We start from the raw sequence: 12,566 nt of genomic DNA on the forward strand, positions 1-12,566 counted from the left end.
GTGTGGGTGAATGGTGAAAGTGTTTTTCGATATTCTTATATCGATATTCGATATATTATGATGGTGGCATACGGTGCAGTGCAGGTTCATCCATTGATATTGATATTGGATTAAGGAGCATAGCCATGAACGCTGGTATCGCATTCATTTCTCGTAAATCTCGCAAAACAGACGTCGCTTGACGCTATGCCATTGCACTTGGTCGGCGGCGGGGGAGTCGGCGTTATGTTCGGCGTCAGTGCCGTCATTGGCAGATGGCGCAACCGCCACGAACACAGGGGTCTGATCGTTGGCCAGAATCGCCTTCAATTCCTCGTCCGTGTATTTCTTGACACCGCCTTTGAACAGATCCGGTCGGCCGGCATGATGCACTTCGAGCACCTGCCGCAGCAGTTCGTCGATTTGGGGAATATCGGCCGCCGTGGCCCTACGAATCGTCATGTCATCCATTGAACTCAGTCTAATCGGGCAGTCTCGACCGACGGATGATCATTGCCCGCGATAAGAGACACGGACGGGCAAGATGGGTGATCGTTCGTTCAGGGTCTCATCCTCGCCGCAACGTCACGGTAGTCTGGAGTGCGTGAATCGCAAGAAACAGCCAGTGGAGAAGTATGAGCAGGGTACCCGCTCGTACACGATGTCGCACATTCGTGGCAAAGACACCAAAATTGAGGTACTGGTACGCAGCTACCTGTTTCGCAAGGGGTTGCGATTCCGCAAGAACGACAAGCGTTACCCCGGCCACCCGGATGTAGTACTGCCGAAATACCACACCATCGTGTTTGTCAACGGCTGTTTCTGGCACATGCATGAAGGCTGTTCCAAACATTCGATGCCGAAATCGAACGTGGAATTCTGGCAGGCGAAACTACTACGCAATCACAATCGAGACATCGCGCAGCGAGCCGAACTGGAGGCCGCTGGCTGGCGTGTAATTACCGTATGGGAGTGCGAATTAACGAAAGCCGTGCGCGACGAACGCCTCGCACGGCTGTATGAGCAGATTGTTGAAGGAGATGCAGATTCAGCGGAATAATTCCAGCTCCCCTCTGGAGGGGAGCTGGAATCAGGATTCAAACGGGAACTTCAGGCCCCAGCGGTCACGAATCGCATCCATCAGCTCCATGATGCGGATGGTGTCGGCGTGCGGCATCGCCTCGCATTCGATCTTGCCGTCCAGCAGCGCGTTGGCCGCATCGGCCACCTCATACTCATAACCGGTCAACTGCGGCGGCACCGCAATGCTGCGCACGGGCTTGTGGGCGTTGTCATAGATGTCGATGGACTCGGGATTGTTGATATTGGTGACCACCAGATAACCCTCGGTGCCCCACACATAGCCGCCGCGGTCGGAGGAAACCAGCATTGAACTGGTGGACACGGCCATCGTGCCGTCGTTGTAATACAACGTGGTGGAATTCTGCGCATCCACACCGGTTTCGGCGGGCACCATCGACGTATCGAAATGATCAAGTGTACGGCCATGGCCGGCGCCGACCGCCATATCCAGGAAGTTCAGCGGATACACGCCCACATCGAGCAGCGCGCCACCGGCACAGGCCGGATCGGTCATACGTGCCTTGCCGGACACCGGATAGCACAGGTTGGCGCTCGCCGCTTTCACCTCGCCGATCTCGCCGGACTCGATAGCTTCGTTGATGAGCTTGCGGCTGGGCATGTAGCGCGTCCAGATGGCCTCCGTGCACAGCATGCCGGTTTCCTCGGCCACGGCCAGCGCCTCACGTGCCTGCCCGGCGTTCGCGGTGAACGACTTCTCCACCAACACGTTCTTGCCGGCTTTCATACACAGGATCGCCTGTTCGGCGTGCAGACTGTGCGGGGTGGCGATATACACCAGATCCACATCCGGGTCCGCCACCAACTCCTCATACGATCCATAAGCCTTGTCAAAATGCCATTGGTCGGCAAAAGCCTGCGCGCGCGTAATATCACGGGCCGCTACCGCATACGGGTGAATCCATGAGGAATACAGTGAATCTTCAGCCATCTGGGTCAGGGTGTCGGCCATGGTGCGAGCTATGCGGCCCGCACCCAGAATCGCGACGTTGATTTTTTCGCCGCTGGCCTCGAACTCGGCGCGCTTGCCATTGAATCGACTCATTATTCCTCCTTGAATACGGGTTGGTGCACTCAATCGACCTACAGTGATTATAGAAGAAGAAACCTTGTCCCGTGAGGCGGATAGAACCGAAATATGGAAAACGAAGCAGCGCAGCAGCCCCAATCTCCGGCCGCGTCTCCAGTCATGTCCCGCCGAGCGCGTGAGGCCAATCCCTTCCGTGCCATGGTATTCGGCGAACAAGCAGACAAGATGATCGCCCAAGGTATCAGCGTCATCAAATTAAGCCTTGGCGAGCCCGATTTCGGCGCGCCGCCCGCCGTACGCGACGCCATGCGCGAACAGTACGACGGCCGGGCCCTGCCGTACACCGCCGCCATGGGCCTACCTGAACTGCGTCAGGCCATCGCCGACTTCTACCGCGAGCGTCATGACCTTGACATCGACCCCAAGCGTATCTGCGTGACCGCCGGCGGTTCGGCCGCCCTGCTGTTGGCCACCGCGCTGACCGTGGACCCCGGTGACGATGTGATTGTGGCCGACCCCTCCTACCCGTGCAACCGCGAACTTGTGCGGTCGTTTGAAGGCCGGGTCATCGATGTGCCGACCTCGGCCGCCACCCGCTTCCACCTGACCGACGACCTGTGCAGCCAGTACTGGACGAGCAAGACCAAGGCCGTAATGATCACGTCGCCGTCCAACCCCACCGGCACCACCACCGACTTCAACGTATTGGACGAGGTGTGCAAGTTGGCCGCCAGCCGCGGCGCATGGCGCATCGTGGACGAAACCTACCTCGACTTGGCTGACCGGGAGCCGGACGGTACCGAAGTCAAATCCGTGCTGGCCTGCGACCCCGATGCCATCGTATGCAACAGCTTCTCCAAGTTCTTCGGCATGACCGGCTGGCGCCTCGGCTGGGCGATTCTGCCGGACGACCCCACCGTGCTGGAAGCGGTTGACGATCTGGCCACCAACTACTACCTGTGCGCCCACACGCCCACGCAACATGCGGCGCTCGCCTGCTTCACGCCGGAAAGCTTGGCGGAATGCGAAGCTCGTCGTCAGGAATTGCTGGCCCGTCGCCGCATTGTGATTGACGGGCTCAAGCGCATCGGTTTGCCGGTTGAGGTGGAGCCGAATGGCGCGTTCTACGCCTACTTCAACATCTCCCGCACTGGTCTGGATGCCTGGACGTTCTGCGAACGCGCGCTGAATGAAGCCCATGTGGCTCTGACTCCTGGCCGCGACTTCGGTGCGGCCACGGCGGATACGCATGTGCGCCTGAGCTATGCCGCCTCACGTGAGGCCCTGACCGAGGGGCTGGAACGTCTCGGAACGTTCGTCGAATCGCTGTGAACGGCGCGGCAGCTGGTGTGATTGTTGTACAGTAGTCGAGTTTGTGTGATGTTCGGCTGGCCTCACGGTGTTGGTTGCCGGCCGAACGACTCGCCATGGTGGCGCACGGCTGGCTGATTGCGATGGTCGGCCCGTTGTTCGGCCATCACGGGTTAGGTAAGGTCAGGAATAGGAATCATGGTCAATCTGCGTTCGCTCACCACGCGACTTGGTGTGCTTGATATCGGTTCGAACACTATCCACATGCTTATCGTCGACGCCGCCCCCGGCGCTCGCCCTGACCCCGAGGCCAGCACCAAATCCACAGTGCGCCTGATGAAGTATTTAAAGGACGACGGCTCAATCAAGAAGTCCGGCATCGAGGCGATTCTGGAAGCCGTGTCCCAGTGCATGCGGCTGGCCGAGGAATACGAAATCACCCAGCTGCTGGTTATGGCCACCTCCGCCCTGCGTGAGGCGCCGAACGGCAACAAAGTGATTCACAAGATCGAGGAACTGATCGGTCAGGGCGTCACTGTGCTGTCTGGCACGGATGAGGCTCGCCTGACCTTCCTGGCCGCCCGCCGTTGGTACGGTTGGGATGCCGGCCGACTGCTGGTGCTGGACATCGGCGGCGGTTCGCTCGAAGTGGCGATGGGCTCCGACGAAGAGCCGACCGTAGCGCTTTCCGCCCCGGCTGGCGCGGGCCGCGTCACCACTGAATTTCTGCCTTCCGGCATGGCCACGCCCGACGAGTTGGAAGACGTGCGTAAGAACGTGCGCAAGATTCTGGAGCCGATGGTCAAGGTTTTCCCGCAATCCAAGCACCCGAATCATGCAGTTGGCACCTCCAAGACCTTCCGCTCGCTGGCTCGCCTGTGCGGTGCGGTGATGCGTGCGCCGGGCCGCGAAGATTCATGGATTATGACTCGTGAGCAGTTGGAAGACTGGATTCCTCGTTTGGCGGCGATCGCGCCTGAGCAGCGCGTGGCTTTGCCCGGCATCACGCCTGAACGCACGATGCAGATTGTGGGTGGCGGCGTTGTGGCCGATGAGATCATGAAGGCTTTGAATATTCAGGAAGTCGAGATCTGTCCGTGGGCCCTGCGTGAAGGCGCGATTTTGCGCTGGCTCGACCAATTCGGCCGCACCCGCCTCGGTTTCTAGTCCTATTGAGGGGAATCACCCAACCGCCACAGTCACCAGCAACGCCGCATGATCAGAGCCCTCGACTTTGACCACCTTGCATTGTCCGGCCTTCATGCCCTGATCAAGCACCACGTGGTCAATACCGGCGAACATTGGCACAGCCGCACGGTTCGTGGGCCATGAGAACGTAAACCCATGCCCAGATTCACGTGCGGCATCCACGAACCGGTCGCCAAGAAAATCACGGAATGGTGTGTGATCGTAAGTGGCGTTGAAATCGCCCATAAAAATGTATCGCGTATCCGGATGCCCGCGCATCAGCCCCAGCTCATCCAGCGAGCGTTTCCACTGCTGCCAATAGCCCGGCACAGGTGCAGTGGTGTGCACGGATATGAATCGAATCTGCTGGCCACCCATATCCACCGTGCCGCCGGGCATGAATGAGGCGCTGGAATTCACGTCATCGTCGGCCGGATCGGCAAGTGGCGTGGCCGACCAGAGGCCGTTACCGAATACGCCGTCAGACGATGAGACCTGCGCATACGGCAGATAATGCTCAATACCAGCCTCGTTGAGTTTTTTGACGAAATCCTCGGTGGTCTCCTGCAAAGCAAGCACTTCGACGCGCTGATCGCGGACCAGCTCGACGATGGCTTGCGGATCGGCCTGCCCCTTATATACGTTGAAGGTCATGACGCGCGCATAGGTGTCGCTGGTGTTGGGGGAGGCTACGGCCACGGCGTTCTGCGCGGCTTGGGGAAGCGGATCGGTCGAGTAGAAGAACGGATATTGCCAATAGCCATTGCATGCGATTGCGGCAGCGGCAATCAATGCGGCAAGGATACGTCGTGACACGATGGCCAACAGCAAGGCGACCAAACCAAGCAACATGAACCAGGGCGTTGCCGATACCACAATCGGCACAAACGGCAGTTCCTGCAAATCGGCAGGTAGCGCGCGGGCGGCAGTACCGGCAAGGGCAAGAAGGGCGAATATCGCGGCAAGAAAACCAAGCAGATGGTGCCGTTTACGTGGCTTTACTGCAGACTTGGATACTGGGCGCGCCGGGGCTTTGGCAGAGCGTGGCTTGGAAGTGGCGCGGGCTCGTACGCTTGCGCCTGTGGTTGTGCTCCGTGCCTTTGCCATACTGCCCTTTCTTTTGGCTCGCCTGTTGTTACCTTGCTTTTCATGCGATTTGCCACTGTACCGTGTGCGGCTTGTCTTTCGGTGTCTTTTCGCCATGCGCAAGAGCAGCTCGCACCAAACCGGCACGAAAACCGGCCATGCCTTGGTGCCGGGTTCTGCCAGGTGGCTTACATAGACTGCCATGCGGCTTACGCAGGCTGCCACGCGAACATGATGCGACTGGGCGTGCGGCCGTGTACAATAAAACGTCGTTGCCCGAGTAGCTCAGTGGATAGAGCACCGCTCTCCTAAAGCGGGTGTCGTCGGTTCGAATCCGATCTCGGGCACTTGTCTTTGGAAGTGTGACGGTACCTCAATCTCTATTTATCGGTGATGAGGCGCAACGTATAAGTGCACCATCATCCCGTCATACGAAACTGCGCGAAGCCATGCGAGACTTCACGGTTATCATAGAGGCCCATGAGTATCGAATACACGGAAGAGAAGCGGTTTACTGTTGAGCAGGTTGAGGCGCTGTTCAAGTCGGTAGGTTGGGAATCGGCGCAGTGGCCGGAACGGTTGTTCAAGGCATTGCAGCATTCGGATACGGTGATCAGCGCATGGGATGGCGGCCATTTGGTCGGCTTGGTTCGCGTGCTCGACGATACCGAAATGGTGGCCTATATGCATTGGGTGCTGGTAGATCCGGCATATCACGGGCAGCATATCGGCAGCCATCTCGTTGAACTGGTCAAGGCTAAGTATCGCGACTACTTCTTGCTGGAAGTCATGCCTGAGGAAAGCAAAAACGCACCGTTCTACCAGAAGCATGGCTTCCACCTGATGGACGATGGCCGCGCCATGCAAATCGTCAATCGCGGCTGACGGGCTGGCAGTGCGGGCGGGAGTGAAAGTGGCGGAGTGCGCCAATTAGGGGGCAACGTACGTAGTCGTTGACGGTTATCCCGTAGCAATGTTCACAATACGACCCCTTGTCCATACAGTGAAAATAACGGCTGGCGTTCGACGTTGCTGCGCTATGACTAGAGACCATGAGTGAAGACAAGCAGTATGACTTCTATGTGGCCGGTCCGTTCTTCGATCCTGAGCAAACGGCAAGTATGGAACGTTTGGAAAAGATACTGGAAGATCATGGCAAGGTATTGTTCAAGCCGCGGTTTGTCAGCCAGATCGAAGAAGTCGGCCCTGAAGGATGCTTTGCGGACGATATCTGTGGCATTAATGCTGCTAAGGCCGTGGTCGCCAATCTTATGGACGAGGATCCCGGTACGATGTTCGAAATCGGATATGCGCATGCGCTGGGAATCCCGGTGTACGGCTATTTCGAGAACCTTACACCAATGGATCGTGTCAATCTGATGATTGCGCAAGCGGTCGAACTGGTTTTCGCCGGTCCTGATGATGTGGCGAAATACTTGGAAACCGGCGAACATACGGAAGTCGATTACATTCAGTTCTAAACAGCTCTAACAGGTTCTCAGCAAACAGAGGTGGCGGCGTTCTCGTACATAGTCATGTACGAGAACGCCGCAGTGGTATAGGGATATTCCAACAAGCGGCATAATGGAGTCGTGGAAAAACCAGTCGGACACAAGTGGAGTGTCTGAATTTCGTAAGGAGTGCCATTATGAGTAGCCACAATCCCATGAATATTGCCGCCGACTTTGCCAAGGCCACGGGAGGAACCGCTCGCAAAGTTGTTGCTTTGACCGATAAAGGCCCGTTGAATGGCTTTAAGAAATTCCTGTCGCGCGGATCAATGATTGATATGGCGGTAGGTGTGGTGATGGGCTCTGCCGTTACCGCTGTGGTCAATTCCATCGTAGACAATCTCATCAGCCCATTAATTGGCATGATCGGCGGCGTACCGGATCTTTCCGGACTACTGACCATCACGTTCAACAACTCGACTGTTTCATTTGGTGCGATTCTTAACGCGCTGATTAACTTCCTGCTTGTTGGCGTGGCGGTGTATTTCTGCGTGATTTTGCCGATTAATAAGCTTCGTGATCTCACTGCTATCCAGGATGAGGCTGACGCCGAGGAAAAGGGGCCTAGTGTTGAAGAGCAGACTCTCGCCACGTTGCAGGAGATTCGCGACGAGCTGAAAAAGGCCAATAACTCCGCCGAGTAATCTGCTGAATGTACGGTGCGACAGATTTACCTGGTTTGCCCGAAATAACGGATTGCCGGGGCCATTTGGCCTGGACAATCCGTTGTTTCGCGCGTGTTTTGTAGCATCCGTGGAGTTACATGGGGAGCATGACTGAAAACATCGCTGATAAGGCCATAAACGATACCCGTATCGTCAAGCAGTTCACCAATCCCGTCAAGGAGCCGATTGACAGCGACATCAACCTGTTCGATCTGCTCGATAACCGCGCCAAGCGCGATCCCGAAGGTGCCATGATCGAATACAAGGGCGATGATGGCACTTGGCACCCGTACAGTGCCCAAGTATTCCGTGACATGGTCATCGACTTGGCCAAGGGCCTGATCGGACTTGGTGTCAATAAGGGCGATTCAGTCGCCATCGTCTCACGCACCCGCTGGGAATGGACCGCGCTGGATATGGCGATTATGTCCATCGGCGCACTCACCGTGCCGGTGTATGAGACCAACTCCGCCAGCCAGGTCAGCTGGATTTTCAACGATTCCAAAGTCACGCTCGCCATCGCCGAAGATGACGGACAGCGCGACAAGATCGAATCCGTGCGCAGCGAGGTACCCACCCTGCGCAACGTGTTCGTGATTGAAGCCGGCGGTTTGAACGCCATCAAGACCTACGGCGAAAGCGTCACCGACGCCGAATTCTGGGAGTACAAGGAAGCCTCCCACGGCGACGACCGCGCCACCATCGTCTACACGTCCGGCTCCACTGGCACCCCGAAGGGCGTGGAACTGACCCACCGCAACTTCGCCTTCCTGGTGCTTTCCGCGCTGCAGTACATGCCGCGCGCCGGCGCATGGCCCAACCGCCGCCTGCTGCTGTTCCTGCCGTTGAGCCACGTGTTCGCCCGATTCATGGAATTTTTCAGCTTCGGCGGCACGATTTCGCTGGCCCTGAGCTCCAATATGAAGACGATGGTCAAGGACTTCGAGACCTTCGGTCCCACGCTGCTGCTCGCCGTGCCGCGTGTGTACGAGAAGGTCTACAACGCCGCCTCCCAGCGCGCCGGCACCGGATTCGCTGGCAAGATGTTCATGCGAGCCGCCGAAAACGCACGCGAATGGTCCAAGGCCGAGCAGAAGGGCGAACAGCTGCCGATTGCCGGACGTATCGCCCACGCCTTCTATGAGCAGGTGGTGTACAAGAAGATTCGCACGATTTTCGGTCCGAACGCCGACTTCGCCATCACCGGCGGCGCTCCGATGGACTCCGAGCTTTCCCACTTCTTCAACGGCATCGGCATGCCGGTGCTTGAGGGCTATGGCATGACCGAAACCTGCGGCCCGGTGTGTGTGAGCTTGCCGGAAGACAACCGCATCGGCACCATCGGCATGCCGATGTGCGGTATCACTGCGGGCATCGCTGAGGATGGCGAGCTGGTGGTCAAGGGACCGCTGGTGTGCAAGGGCTACCACAACAACCCCGAAGTCACCACCCAGCAGATCACTGATGGCTGGCTGCACACCGGCGATTTGGGCGATATCTCCGAAGACGGCTTCATCTCCATCACCGGCCGTAAGAAAGACCTCATCATCACCGCCGGCGGAAAGAATGTTTCGCCGGGTCTGCTGGAGGCTTCCGTAATGACCTCGCCTGTGGTCAACCAGTGCTTGGTTATTGGCGATAAGAAGCCGTTCGTGGCCGCTCTGGTCACGCTGGATCTGGCGGATGCCAACAATTGGCTGGAATCCCAGGGTGCCAAGCCGGAACCCGATCTGGCCTCGCTGGCCAAGAACGCCATCGTTCACGCTGAGGTGGAGCGTACGGTGAACGCCGCCAACGAGGGCGTTTCCCGCGCCGAGTCGATTCGTAAGTTCGAGATTCTGCCCGACGAATTCACCGAGGCCAACGGCATGCTGACCCCGAGTCTGAAGACCCGTCGCGCGCAAATCGTTGAGCACTATCGCGAGCTCATTGACAACGTGATCTACGTCCCGCTGAAGAAGTAACCGTCAACTCCCTCTGATCCAAAAAACAAGCTCTCTCTGACGAGGGAGCTGTCAGCGAAGCTGACTGAGGGAGAGACCCCGCGGCTTGCCCGCGAAAAAACAACAGGGTCGGGTGCGACTTGCACCCGGCCTCAGCTTATTCAGTCCAAAATCGCCGAAACATAATCGGCGGCGGCCTGATTCAGCTCCGCATCGCCGATGGCGGCGGTGCCCTGCACCAGGAACGGCTCAGCATAGTTCATGCCAACTTTGTACGCCACGACCTCAAACGGGCTTAGCAGCTCCTCCATGGTGTGGCTGTACTCGCCATCCTTGCGGTACTTGGCGGCGTCGGAACCAGTGGTGACCACCAGTTTGAGCTCCTTGCCCTTCAACGCATGGGCTCCGGCGTAGGCCCAGCCGGCGGTGATGACCTCGTCTTCCCATTCCTTGAGTAGCGCGGGGGAGGAGTACCAATAGAACGGGAACTGAAGGATTACGCGGTCGGCAGCCTCCAGCAGCTCGTGCTCCGTGTCGGCGTTGACGGAGAAGTTCGGGTATTCGGCGTATTCGTCGCGCACGATGATGTTGTCCTCGCCCTGTGCGGCGAGTTCGGCGAGCAGGCGGGCGTTCACGCGCGAGCCGTCCTTAAGATGCGGATGGAATACAAGAATCAACGTTGACATGGGATTTCCCTTCTATAAACTGCTGCCAATGTGGCCTAATCACCACTATCGTATGCCGGGAAGCAGAACTCAGTCCAGTCCGGACTCAGGTGCGAGCCGCGGGGTGCCGCGCCGGGAGGCAACTCAGTCGAGGTTGGACTGCGTGCCTGCGGTGGCTTCGTTAGCGGCTTGCTCGGCTTGTGCTTGGTCGAGCTTGGCACGGACGTCGTTGAGCAGACCCTGGGCGCGCTTAGCCAAGGCCTCGCCGATTTCCCATTGACGCATCGACTGGTCAAGATTGAGGCCGCCGGTTTCCAGTGCCTGGACAGCCTGAATCAGCTTGTCGCGCGCCTCCTCATATGGCATCTGGGCGATGAGCTCGCGTTCCTTGTCCGCCAGGGACGAGGCGGGGGTGTTCTTGTCGGTGGATGTGGCGTTTTCGGTCATGATGTTCTCCTTATATATACGGTATATATGCGTGGCTGCGTATGGCGTGTCACGCGGTTGCGGATGTGGTGGTTGCGGTAATGACACCCTTCTTCAGGGTGACGGTGATGTCATCCCCAGGGCTTACCTGCGAAGCATCGTCTAGTACGTGGCCATCGGCGGACTGCACCACCGCATAGCCTCGGTTCAACGTGGATTGCGGGCTGAGTGCGGTCAGTGAGGCGTGAGCTCGCTCGACGGTGAGCTGGGCATCGTCCACGATGCGTCGCAGCCCGATATCGAGCCGTTGCAACGAGTCGTCAATTAAGCGCTGATGAGGCTCAAGCATGGTGTGCGGCTGTGTCAGGCTCGGGCGGTTCGCATATCCCTCGATAAGTCGAATCTCGTTCTCCACGCGCGAACGGACCCGCAGTCGCATACGGTCGATGGCACCTTCGATGAGCTGCGACTGCTCACGCACATCCGGCACCACGCGCTTGGCCGCATCGGTGGGGGTGGAGGCGCGCAGATCGGCGACCAGATCCAGCAATGTCCAGTCATCCTCATGCCCGATGGAGGAGATTAATGGTGTGGTGCAGGCATACGCCGCACGAACCACACGCTCATCCGAGAAACCGATGAGATCTTCAAACGAGCCGCCGCCACGGGCCACGATGATCACATCCACGCTCGGGTCGGCATCGAGTTGCGCAATGGCCTGAACCACTTCGGCCGGGCATTGCTCGCCCTGAACATGCACGTGGACCACCTTGAAGGTTACGGAAGGCCAACGAAGGTTCACATTGGTGATCACATCGCCTTCCGCACGTGCCTGAGGTGCGCAAATCAGGCCAATAGTCTTCGGAAACTCCGGGAGAGGCAGTTTGTGATCGGCGTCGAACAGGCCCTCGCCCTTAAGCTGCTTGCGCAATTCGTCGATCATGGCCTTGAGGCTGCCACCGGTTCCGACCTTGAGAATCGTGTCCCCGCGCAACGACAGCGAAGTGCGCTTCATCCACAGGTTCGGTTTGCCATGAATCACCACGCGGTCGCCCTGAACGAACTGGCTGGCCGCGGCCGCGAACCTGCCGAAGCCATTGACTTCCATGGCGATATCCTCGAAGTCGTCGCGCAGCGTGATGTAGGCCGAGCCGGCGCGACGGGTATTGATCTGCGTGATCTGGCCCGTGACCCACGCGGACGGCCATCGTTCCACGGCACCGTAGAACTTCTGGCTCAGCACACTTACCGGCCACGGATTTTGCGCGGTGGTTTCAGCGGCGCGTGCAGGCAGCTGATCGATAGGGCGAGGCTCATTCGGCAGATTGATGGTGCCCTGATCAGGCGCGAAAGTGCCTTGACCCGGCTCAAAGCCAGCCGAGGTCAGTGAAGCGGCGGTCGGTGGACGGCCGGTAGATGAGTAGCCCATTGCAGTAGTCATGCACTCCACTATAAGTGCGTTGGTTGATGACGGTAAAAATTTACCGTCGCCTGAAAACGGTGTGATGATGAATGCAAGAACCGTACGAAGCGATGTATCAGCCGATGATGGAGATGGTCTGGTGCATCAGAAGAAAGGAGTCATTATGGGGAAGAAACGGGTGCTATGAAGAGGAGTGAGAGATATGCGTTGCGCTGACGATTGAGAGTCGTCGGTGAGC

At 58.1% G+C, this 12,566-nt stretch carries 12 protein-coding genes, 1 tRNA gene and 1 pseudogene; 8 read left to right on the plus strand and 6 right to left on the minus strand.

Annotated features, from left to right (window positions below):
• Positions 1-195 precede the first annotated feature (195 nt).
• Positions 196-450 (minus strand): annotated as a pseudogene (locus tag ACEUKI_RS00050) (GNAT family N-acetyltransferase); the annotation flags it as partial.
• A 133-nt stretch (positions 451-583) separates the two neighbouring features.
• Here ACEUKI_RS00050 and ACEUKI_RS00055 point away from each other — a divergent pair.
• Positions 584-1,039, plus strand: coding sequence for a very short patch repair endonuclease (locus tag ACEUKI_RS00055; protein ID WP_186289941.1), 456 nt, complete (start codon positions 584-586; stop codon positions 1,037-1,039).
• A gap of 30 nt (positions 1,040-1,069) precedes the next feature.
• Here ACEUKI_RS00055 and ACEUKI_RS00060 read toward each other — a convergent pair whose 3' ends face one another.
• Complete coding sequence (locus tag ACEUKI_RS00060) at positions 1,070-2,125, minus strand: Gfo/Idh/MocA family protein (RefSeq protein WP_144169805.1); 1,056 nt, start codon at positions 2,123-2,125, stop codon at positions 1,070-1,072.
• Positions 2,126-2,218: 93 nt separating this feature from the next.
• On the opposite strand from ACEUKI_RS00060, the gene ACEUKI_RS00065 reads away from it, so the two are divergent.
• Positions 2,219-3,442 carry a pyridoxal phosphate-dependent aminotransferase gene (locus tag ACEUKI_RS00065; RefSeq protein WP_374156320.1) on the plus strand — a complete coding sequence of 408 codons (1,224 nt, stop codon included), beginning with the start codon at positions 2,219-2,221 and terminating at the stop codon, positions 3,440-3,442.
• A 177-nt stretch (positions 3,443-3,619) separates the two neighbouring features.
• A complete protein-coding gene (locus ACEUKI_RS00070) occupies positions 3,620-4,588 on the plus strand; it encodes a Ppx/GppA phosphatase family protein (protein WP_374156321.1) in 969 nt (322 codons plus the stop codon).
• Positions 4,589-4,603: 15 nt separating this feature from the next.
• On the opposite strand, the gene ACEUKI_RS00075 is transcribed toward ACEUKI_RS00070, so the two are convergent.
• Entirely contained in the window at positions 4,604-5,716 is a 1,113-nt protein-coding gene (locus tag ACEUKI_RS00075; RefSeq protein ID WP_144169803.1) for an endonuclease/exonuclease/phosphatase family protein, read from the minus strand.
• 253 nt (positions 5,717-5,969) lie between these two features.
• Here ACEUKI_RS00075 and ACEUKI_RS00080 point away from each other — a divergent pair.
• The 5 genes from ACEUKI_RS00080 (at position 5,970) to ACEUKI_RS00100 (ending at position 9,835) form a co-directional block, all read left to right on the plus strand.
• Positions 5,970-6,042 (plus strand) — tRNA-Arg (locus tag ACEUKI_RS00080).
• Positions 6,043-6,175: 133 nt separating this feature from the next.
• Entirely contained in the window at positions 6,176-6,580 is a 405-nt protein-coding gene (locus ACEUKI_RS00085; protein ID WP_065454877.1) for a GNAT family N-acetyltransferase, read from the plus strand.
• 167 nt (positions 6,581-6,747) lie between these two features.
• Positions 6,748-7,176 carry a nucleoside 2-deoxyribosyltransferase gene (locus tag ACEUKI_RS00090; RefSeq protein ID WP_080785998.1) on the plus strand — a complete coding sequence of 143 codons (429 nt, stop codon included), beginning with the start codon at positions 6,748-6,750 and terminating at the stop codon, positions 7,174-7,176.
• 167 nt (positions 7,177-7,343) lie between these two features.
• Positions 7,344-7,850, plus strand: a complete 507-nt coding sequence (gene mscL / locus ACEUKI_RS00095; RefSeq protein ID WP_144169802.1) for a large conductance mechanosensitive channel protein MscL — start codon at positions 7,344-7,346, stop codon at positions 7,848-7,850.
• Positions 7,851-7,978: 128 nt separating this feature from the next.
• A complete protein-coding gene (locus tag ACEUKI_RS00100) occupies positions 7,979-9,835 on the plus strand; it encodes a long-chain fatty acid--CoA ligase (RefSeq protein WP_186289940.1) in 1,857 nt (618 codons plus the stop codon).
• 140 nt (positions 9,836-9,975) lie between these two features.
• On the opposite strand, the gene ACEUKI_RS00105 is transcribed toward ACEUKI_RS00100, so the two are convergent.
• The 3 genes from ACEUKI_RS00105 to xseA form a co-directional block, all read right to left on the minus strand.
• Positions 9,976-10,500: an NAD(P)H-dependent oxidoreductase gene (locus ACEUKI_RS00105; protein ID WP_374156322.1), complete on the minus strand. Its 525-nt coding sequence runs from the start codon at positions 10,498-10,500 to the stop codon at positions 9,976-9,978.
• Positions 10,501-10,623: 123 nt separating this feature from the next.
• Positions 10,624-10,926: an exodeoxyribonuclease VII small subunit gene (locus ACEUKI_RS00110; protein WP_032744730.1), complete on the minus strand. Its 303-nt coding sequence runs from the start codon at positions 10,924-10,926 to the stop codon at positions 10,624-10,626.
• Positions 10,927-10,975: 49 nt separating this feature from the next.
• On the minus strand, positions 10,976-12,346 hold the full coding sequence (gene xseA / locus ACEUKI_RS00115; protein WP_115769894.1) for an exodeoxyribonuclease VII large subunit: 1,371 nt from the start codon (positions 12,344-12,346) through the stop codon (positions 10,976-10,978).
• Between the last annotated feature and the right edge of the window lie 220 nt (positions 12,347-12,566).

Origin of the sequence: Bifidobacterium sp. 2450 (genome assembly GCF_041900695.1) — a bacterium.
In the GTDB taxonomy this organism is placed as follows: domain Bacteria; phylum Actinomycetota; class Actinomycetes; order Actinomycetales; family Bifidobacteriaceae; genus Bifidobacterium; species Bifidobacterium longum.

Coding starts and splice junctions, on each gene's coding strand:
- ACEUKI_RS00060 (WP_144169805.1), bottom strand. CDS start 2,125: ATGAGTCGATTCAATGGCAAGCGCGCCGAGTTCGAGGCCAGCGGCGAA.
- ACEUKI_RS00065 (WP_374156320.1), top strand. CDS start 2,219: ATGGAAAACGAAGCAGCGCAGCAGCCCCAATCTCCGGCCGCGTCTCCA.
- ACEUKI_RS00070 (WP_374156321.1), top strand. CDS start 3,620: ATGGTCAATCTGCGTTCGCTCACCACGCGACTTGGTGTGCTTGATATC.
- ACEUKI_RS00075 (WP_144169803.1), bottom strand. CDS start 5,716: ATGGCAAAGGCACGGAGCACAACCACAGGCGCAAGCGTACGAGCCCGC.
- ACEUKI_RS00085 (WP_065454877.1), top strand. CDS start 6,176: ATGAGTATCGAATACACGGAAGAGAAGCGGTTTACTGTTGAGCAGGTT.
- ACEUKI_RS00090 (WP_080785998.1), top strand. CDS start 6,748: ATGAGTGAAGACAAGCAGTATGACTTCTATGTGGCCGGTCCGTTCTTC.
- mscL (WP_144169802.1), top strand. CDS start 7,344: ATGAGTAGCCACAATCCCATGAATATTGCCGCCGACTTTGCCAAGGCC.
- ACEUKI_RS00100 (WP_186289940.1), top strand. CDS start 7,979: ATGACTGAAAACATCGCTGATAAGGCCATAAACGATACCCGTATCGTC.
- ACEUKI_RS00105 (WP_374156322.1), bottom strand. CDS start 10,500: ATGTCAACGTTGATTCTTGTATTCCATCCGCATCTTAAGGACGGCTCG.
- ACEUKI_RS00110 (WP_032744730.1), bottom strand. CDS start 10,926: ATGACCGAAAACGCCACATCCACCGACAAGAACACCCCCGCCTCGTCC.
- xseA (WP_115769894.1), bottom strand. CDS start 12,346: ATGACTACTGCAATGGGCTACTCATCTACCGGCCGTCCACCGACCGCC.